Origin of the sequence: Eubacterium sp. AM46-8 (genome assembly GCF_003466705.1) — a bacterium.
In the GTDB taxonomy this organism is placed as follows: Bacteria; Bacillota; Clostridia; order Lachnospirales; family Lachnospiraceae; genus Lachnospira.
Genome location: NZ_QSEU01000012.1, coordinates 87,513 through 93,671, shown reverse-complemented (window position 1 = coordinate 93,671; position 6,159 = coordinate 87,513). Strand labels below are relative to the sequence as shown.

General features: G+C 34.0%; 6 protein-coding genes and 2 CRISPR repeat arrays. Of the genes, 3 read left to right on the top strand and 3 right to left on the bottom strand.

Features of this window, described 5'->3' with window-relative positions; genetic code table 11:
* Positions 1-6: 6 nt before the first annotated feature.
* A CRISPR array of direct repeats spans positions 7-1,552; the repeat unit is 30 nt; unit sequence GAATTAATAGATACATAGTGGGATGTAAAT.
* 211 nt (positions 1,553-1,763) lie between these two features.
* The 3 genes from DW963_RS13325 to DW963_RS13740 form a co-directional block, all read right to left on the bottom strand.
* Positions 1,764-1,901: a hypothetical protein gene (locus tag DW963_RS13325; protein ID WP_158568686.1), complete on the bottom strand. Its 138-nt coding sequence runs from the start codon at positions 1,899-1,901 to the stop codon at positions 1,764-1,766.
* Positions 1,883-2,374, bottom strand: coding sequence for a hypothetical protein (locus DW963_RS09365; RefSeq protein WP_117915292.1), 492 nt, complete (start codon positions 2,372-2,374; stop codon positions 1,883-1,885). The genes DW963_RS13325 and DW963_RS09365 overlap by 19 nt, the downstream gene beginning before the upstream one ends.
* A 77-nt stretch (positions 2,375-2,451) precedes the next feature.
* Positions 2,452-2,577 carry a hypothetical protein gene (locus tag DW963_RS13740; RefSeq protein WP_286169281.1) on the bottom strand — a complete coding sequence of 42 codons (126 nt, stop codon included), beginning with the start codon at positions 2,575-2,577 and terminating at the stop codon, positions 2,452-2,454.
* A gap of 633 nt (positions 2,578-3,210) precedes the next feature.
* Positions 3,211-4,361: a CRISPR direct-repeat array (repeat unit 30 nt; unit sequence GAATTAATAGTTACATAGTGGGATGTAAAT).
* Between the two features lie 184 nt (positions 4,362-4,545).
* Here DW963_RS13740 and DW963_RS09360 point away from each other — a divergent pair.
* From DW963_RS09360 to DW963_RS09350, 3 genes are all read left to right on the top strand, one after another.
* Positions 4,546-4,704 (top strand): helix-turn-helix transcriptional regulator, encoded by a 159-nt coding sequence (locus DW963_RS09360; RefSeq protein WP_286169280.1) that lies wholly within the window; start codon positions 4,546-4,548, stop codon positions 4,702-4,704.
* 289 nt (positions 4,705-4,993) lie between these two features.
* Positions 4,994-5,173: a hypothetical protein gene (locus DW963_RS09355; protein ID WP_117915290.1), complete on the top strand. Its 180-nt coding sequence runs from the start codon at positions 4,994-4,996 to the stop codon at positions 5,171-5,173.
* Between the two features lie 58 nt (positions 5,174-5,231).
* Complete coding sequence (locus tag DW963_RS09350; RefSeq protein WP_117915288.1) at positions 5,232-6,152, top strand: ParM/StbA family protein; 921 nt, start codon at positions 5,232-5,234, stop codon at positions 6,150-6,152.
* Positions 6,153-6,159 lie beyond the last annotated feature (7 nt).

Below are 6,159 nucleotides of genomic sequence, written 5' to 3'. Positions count from 1 at the left end.
TTCTTAGAATTAATAGATACATAGTGGGATGTAAATTCAAGAAAACAAAGCAGGTAATTAAGGATGCTAATGGAATTAATAGATACATAGTGGGATGTAAATGAAAAGTAGAGACGGGAATGTGGAGTGAACAGGTAAGAATTAATAGATACATAGTGGGATGTAAATATTCTTCCGATTTCTGTACTTCCTCGGGTTCGTTCAGAATTAATAGATACATAGTGGGATGTAAATGATTACACTTGTAATTGCAGCTTTGGCAGCGTTAGGGAATTAATAGATACATAGTGGGATGTAAATACAACTGGAGAATTAAGCGGTTCTCTACCTCAACGGGAATTAATAGATACATAGTGGGATGTAAATTATAACACTAATATTAATCGTTTGTTATAGTATTTTGAATTAATAGATACATAGTGGGATGTAAATAAGATGTGCGTCCATATTACGTTCTGGCGGTCTACAAGAATTAATAGATACATAGTGGGATGTAAATCTTTCTTGCACCCTTCTTGATAGCGATTGCTGCACCGAATTAATAGATACATAGTGGGATGTAAATTGCGTTACAGGAGTATCAGGAGTACAGTCCACATCACGAATTAATAGATACATAGTGGGATGTAAATATGCTTTACTGCTGTGAAGAATGCAAAAAGGAAAAGAATTAATAGATACATAGTGGGATGTAAATTTGTGATATGGAAGATAATATACATGATTGCCAGAGAATTAATAGATACATAGTGGGATGTAAATTTTTGTTATTCTTCATCAGAAGCTCAATCTTATGTGAATTAATAGATACATAGTGGGATGTAAATAATCGGGGGAAAGTATCAAGCATGGGATTCATTCAAGAATTAATAGATACATAGTGGGATGTAAATACTGTTGAAGACTTGGAAAGACTATTCGATGCTGCCGAATTAATAGATACATAGTGGGATGTAAATGTAAATAATGATTGTTAAGGTCGTTACTCCTCGACGAATTAATAGATACATAGTGGGATGTAAATTAACTTGTCAACACTGGTATTATTCATTGTAATTGGAATTAATAGATACATAGTGGGATGTAAATTACCTTATCAATGATGGAACGGGTTGGATTAATGACGAATTAATAGATACATAGTGGGATGTAAATTGTCAAGCTGGTCTTTGATGTCCTCGTCCTCGTCCTAAATTAATAGATACATAGTGGGATGTAAATTACCTGATACGGTTATTGCGGGAGTGAGAATGTTCAGAATTAATAGATACATAGTGGGATGTAAATGTCCTTTTTCCTTAGCAAGAAAACCTTCCGCGAATGGAATTAATAGATACATAGTGGGATGTAAATGACTTACACTTACCAGTAGCACGCGGCGGCTACAACGGAATTAATAGATACATAGTCGGATGTAAATAAAAGAGGAGCGCATTATGGAAAGAGACGGATTGAGAATTAATAGATACATAGTGGGATGTAAATACTTGGAAGCAACAAGAAAAGACTGCTGAAAGTCAAAGAATTAATAGATACATAGTGGAATGTAAATCTGCGAATAGGTGTAATTTCAAGAGAAATGTTTTTCATCGTTATTCTGTTGCACCGGTGCAACTTTGAATTATTCTACTATGCACAAATCTTCTGCAAGCATATCTGCCTATGATTTTGCTCTTGCATAATTCTTCATTTCTAAATCCTCACTTTCTTAAAATTGGGTATAAAAATACCACCAATCTTGCGACTGGTGGCTACAAAACTGATTATTTTATTTCTGGCCAATCCGTAAGTTTATCACTTTCTTCTTTAAGCCTTTCTTCTTCTTTTTCAAAATCTTCTATTGTCCAATCCGGATGATGTATCACAACATCCAAATAACATCTTATTCTATTTCCTGCCATGATATACCATACTCCTTTCTAAACTCATTGAGTGCTTTTTCGTAAGCTTCTTTAATTTTTAAATTGTATTCTTTTGAACAATATTTGTCAATCCTGTTATCTAACAAATAAGGTAAAAATGGTTTATCTCCTACGGAATATTTATATATTCTTCCATCATGTGTTACTACTATTCCATATTGATATCCTCTTGCCCCAGCAGCAACAAAATCACTTTCATTAGGTAATAAATTTGTTGGATGATTATGTATTCCTATTATATCATTTTTGTGCTTATTTATTATAGACATTTGCTTCTTATTTAGTTCAACACCTATTGCATCAGGCTTTCCCCTTACATTAAGCAACACCTGTCTATTAGAAACGCTTATCACACATAATCCCTCAGTATCACTACTGTTATTACTTCTCAATATATCCATTGATTTACTATATATTACATTATTTAATTCCATATCTTTGCTAATCTTCATATATTTATCCGCATAATCTTTGGAATTAATATAGTCTAGGTCTATTTTATTCGTTCCTATTCTCTGAGAATTATTATCTATATATATCCCCTCTCATATTCTTTTGAAACATTCTCCCACTGTTCCTTCCTTACCTCATACATTTTCTTATTATCCGAATCCAGTGAATACTTCGACAATCTGTCAAACTGCTCAACCAGCATGACAGTATATTGCTGTTTCTAATCCTGTTTGTAATCTTTTTTGACCTTTTTATCATGAATACGCTGGTTGCATCATGGGTAATCACAGTAGAAAATTGATGGTGAATATATGCCAGCGATAGGGAACTGGTGAGAAAATATAGTAGTAAATATACAGAACAATGATATATTTAAAAGATAAAATTAAAAGAATATGACTTACAAATTAGACAATCTGAGGAATTGAAAATATTTTTGAGATGAAAAAGATTTATTTAATATGGAATCTCATAGCAAAGTTTTGAATGCCTTAAACAATATAAAAACATTTTAGTGGTACTTATGAAATTATTCTCAAGGGTAATAATATCACTGTTTTTACAATTAGCAATGGCATTGATTTGACATCGACTTATGTATTTTATGAATTGTGGGAAAAGCAAGAAAAGTTATAAGTGAAAAATGATAAAGATATATTTGAAATTGCTTGTCGACCTATTATAGTGTAAAATATAAGCAAGGTCGACAAAGGCTTAATTTATGCGTTTAATTTGAATTTATTGAAAATGACATTAGTAATATATGCGAGATTTTATTAGAACGACAAATAACAGCTTTAGATTAGAGGTTTAAAGCTGTATATAAAATTACGGGGAATTAATAGTTACATAGTGGGATGTAAATCTGGTTGACTGTGAGCAGCGTGTATGGAGAAGGCTTGAATTAATAGTTACATAGTGGGATGTAAATGGGATAATAGTGATACATTATTTGATGTCACATGGAATTAATAGTTACATAGTGGGATGTAAATATTCCCAGCTTATTGTTAGTGTCCGCGGTAATCAGAATTAATAGTTACATAGTGGGATGTAAATCTTCTGTTGTTGTACTATCTTCAAGCCTCAATCCTGAATTAATAGTTACATAGTGGGATGTAAATCAACGATTATATAAGTGTTCCTGGTAAACACCCCGAATTAATAGTTACATAGTGGGATGTAAATAATGCTTTATATTTGGATATGTTTCTATGCAGCACGGAATTAATAGTTACATAGTGGGATGTAAATTTCTGTAGCGCTCTGTACTGTGCTTGTTACTTTTTGAATTAATAGTTACATAGTGGGATGTAAATTAGTAAAAGTCGAATCTCATCATCTCACCTCTCGTCGAATTAATAGTTACATAGTGGGATGTAAATTCTAACAATGGCTGGAATAATTTCTGTTGGACTTTGGAATTAATAGTTACATAGTGGGATGTAAATTGGGATATTATCACAGTAGAAGATGGAGAAGATGGAGAAGATGTAGAATTAATAGTTACATAGTGGGATGTAAATTATGATGAAGAATCTTACAGTTTCGAAGAGGAAAAGAATTAATAGTTACATAGTGGGATGTAAATCATAGACAAGGCAGTAGAAGAGATAGAGAGGCGCAGGAATTAATAGTTACATAGTGGGATGTAAATCTTCTAATAGTAGTTATATCTTCGTATCTGTCATAGGAATTAATAGTTACATAGTGGGATGTAAATACCAAAGCAAGATAACTTTTAACAGCATCTACTCCTAGAATTAATAGTTACATAGTGGGATGTAAATACTTATAGCAAGAAAGAACTACAGCAATACAAGAAGAATTAATAGTTACATAGTGGGATGTAAATCTTCTTAATACAGTATTTGCCCTTTATGCAGATGAGAATTAATAGTTACATAGTGGGATGTAAATTATGATAAATCACATTCCGGTTATAACATGTGTATTGAATTAATAGTTACATAGTGGAATATAAAATACGATACAATTATATATTTGATTTTCTTGAAGATAGGATATGTTATTAAACAAAATAGTGGCTTTAAATTATGCGCTTTTGACAGGATCAATATGATTGATAAATGCAATCCCCTCCACGCAACCAATTCCACCACAATTCCCACTTTTCTGACAACTACAATTGGTGGAATCCACATTTTACATGGACTATAATACATACATAACAACAGAAAGGACTGACATTATGCTACAGGAAAATCTTATAATGCTGAGGTCGATTGCGGGTAAGACACAGGAGGATATCGCAGAGGTCATTGGAATATCGAGACAGGCATATGCCAAATGGGAGCGTGGTGTTTGAGTTATAATAGGACCAAGTTAGATGAAACCCAGTAAAATCAAGGGGTTATGCCTAATTTAGTCCTTATTTTTATACCATTTTAGCGGTAAAGATAGGGCAGCGCTGCAATATTAAACCGAAAATCCAAGTCAGTATCACAGATGTCCACAATCAGTCTGAGAGTGAATCTGTGCGCTTAGATTAGGTACAATTTTATATCAAAAACATTTAGTGAGGACTAAATTAGCACTTGAGATGGAATATTCCATCAGCTGATTTGGTCCTCTTTTTATTTGAGAGGAGTGGTCGAATGGGCAAGGTGTTAATTTGGTTCGTAATCATTATTAGTATAGTGGTTCTTTACTGTCTTATGAAAGTTAAGGCAGAGAGTGATGAACTGTATGAGGAATTAATGAGAAAGCATTTTTATGGCAGGTCAGAAGATATTCTTGCATCTGACAAAACCGAGCACTTGAAAGGGTGTGGGTAATTATATGAAATTTTGCAAAACAATAATGCAGACAATACAGAAAAGGAGTGAAAGGAACATGAATAACAAGTTAGAAGTAATCGGCATTGATCATGGCTGGTCAATGATGAAAACAATCTCTCAGGTATTTGTCACAGGAGTTAAGGAGATTACAACAACTCCGGCACTTTTCGGCGATGTACTTGAGTATGAAGGAAAGTTCTATAAGGTTGGAACTGTGAGGCAGGAAGTAAAGGATACAAAGGTCGAAGATGACAGCTTTTATCTTCTCACTCTTGCAGCAGTTGCTAAGGAACTTAAAAGAAGAGGTCTTGCAGAGGCAAAGGTATTCCTTGCCGTAGGACTACCACTTACAAGGTTTGGAGCAGAGAAGAATGATTTTATCAAGTACCTGACAAAGAATAAGCGTGTAAGCTTCAAATATGAGAATGAGCCGTATTATATTGAAATTGGTGATGTGGCAGTATTTCCTCAGTGCTATGCAGCAGTAGTGGACAAGATTCCTGCTATGGCAAAGAAAACACTGATAGTAGATATTGGAAGCTGGACAATCGACATTATGCCGGTAATCAACAAGTCTCCGGATGAATCAAAGTGTGTGACGATTCCAAAAGGTCTTATTACCTGTATGCGTTCTATCAATGAGCAGTGTGTAAGACAGCTTAACGGAGAGGTAGACGAGTCAGAGATACAGAACATCATGCGATATGGCAGGTCAGATATTGATGATGAATACTTTGCCATTATTAAGGCAGAGATAGAGGATTTTGTTGATAAGGTATATAACTCAATCCGTGAGTTTGGGTATAACTTAAAGACTACACCGATTGTATTTGTCGGAGGCGGGGCAGTTGTGATGAAGAATTTTGGGAGTCACGATGCCAAGAACATTTCCTATAACCTTGATGTAAAGGCAAATGCAAGAGGATATGAGCAGCTTGCTACGATGGGGCTTAAAAGTGCAAGGAGATTATCTTAGGAGGTGG